Below are 1,290 nucleotides of genomic sequence, written 5' to 3'. Positions count from 1 at the left end.
TGAGTTTACCGAATACCGTAGCATTCCCTTATCTTACTATGTTTTTCAATGATGATGAAATGCACGAAATTACACTTAAAAAGATTGATAGCGTAGGAAACAACGGAGAAGCGTTTGACTTATTAGATGAGATATTATCGAACTTAGAGCCAAGCAAGGAGTATCTATATAAGCAACGATTAAAGCGTAGAATGCAAAGAGAGGTAATAAAATGATTTTACATAAGTACACGCGTAAGATTAATAGTTCAAAATATCCACGGTCAACAGCTCGAAAAATTGCTAATGGCTTGAACAAAAAAGACTGCTTCAATAATTATCTAATAAGTTTCGAGCTTGGTTCTAAAAGGTATATTATTGAAAAATTTGAAATTAAAGGAATGAAATAAATGGAATGCAAACACAAATGGGTAACAGTAGGTTGGTGCGCTGATGGTTGCGGTTGTTGTGGTAATTTAAGTGCAGTTTGTACAATATGTGAAGAAACTATAAATGACTACTTAAGTTATTGGGAAATAGAAAAGCTTGAATTAGATGAAGATGAGGACGACGAATAAATGAAACGTTACTACGTAGAAGAGAACGACGAAGGCAAAGAAATTAAACGTAAACTTACAACTTTTGATAATGATGATTTAACACAGTTTTCAGATGATGAACTAGAAACATTATACTATGAATCATCAGCGCAGTTTTTGGCTAAAGCGTTGCACTTTATAAAGATTGAGAATGAACTATTTTCAAGAAAGAGTGTAACTGTAAGTGATGAATTTCTAGAACAAACTGGAAAAAACATTTTTGAAGCCATTAAGCAGGTAAGCAATTGAACCATGGAACAGGAGGTAAGAATTTGAATGATGTATTTATGCAAAAGAAACAAGTAAACAATGAAATAGCAGTAAATTCATATAACCAATTATTAGGCTGGATATTTTTATAAATGGTTGAAATTTTAAAACACTACACAAACAAAGCAAATTCAGCGGTCAATCCAGAACACTGCGGTAAAATGATAGCTAAAATATTGAACGAGCAAGACCCACTGAACCAATACCAATGCGAGTATAGCCATAATGCAAAAATGTGGCTAGTGACTAAGTACGAAATTTATAAAGGAGAATAACTATATTTATTTTAACAGACGACATGCTTAAAAGTATAGCATTGATTCAGAAAGCTCATAAAAAGGCAGACAAGGGCTTTAATGATATTGTAGCACAATTATATCAACAAGAGTTTAAAACACAAGAGAAAGCAAAATATGAGCATATAAAGCAAGCTAAGGAGAAAG

The 1,290-nt window shown here is 32.4% G+C and carries 2 protein-coding genes; both read left to right on the top strand.

Annotated features, from left to right (window positions below; all coding sequences use genetic code 11):
- Nucleotides 1-215: hypothetical protein (locus L979_RS16910; protein WP_231559558.1), on the top strand; the 215-nt coding region annotated here is incomplete at its 5' end.
- A gap of 341 nt (nt 216-556) precedes the next feature.
- Complete coding sequence (locus L979_RS15545; RefSeq protein ID WP_036852757.1) at nt 557-826, top strand: hypothetical protein; 270 nt, start codon at nt 557-559, stop codon at nt 824-826.
- Nucleotides 827-1,290 lie beyond the last annotated feature (464 nt).

The sequence above is a fragment of the Kocuria sp. ZOR0020 genome (genome assembly GCF_000800955.1).
GTDB classification, from domain to species: domain Bacteria; phylum Actinomycetota; class Actinomycetes; order Actinomycetales; family Micrococcaceae; genus Kocuria; species Kocuria subflava.
The sequence above is the reverse complement of the archived record's forward strand: the minus strand, read 5'-3'. Positions and strand labels throughout refer to the sequence as shown.

Excerpts from the sequence above, each read along its gene's own strand:
- L979_RS15545 (WP_036852757.1), top strand. The coding sequence starts at position 557 with ATGAAACGTTACTACGTAGAAGAGAACGACGAAGGCAAAGAAATTAAA.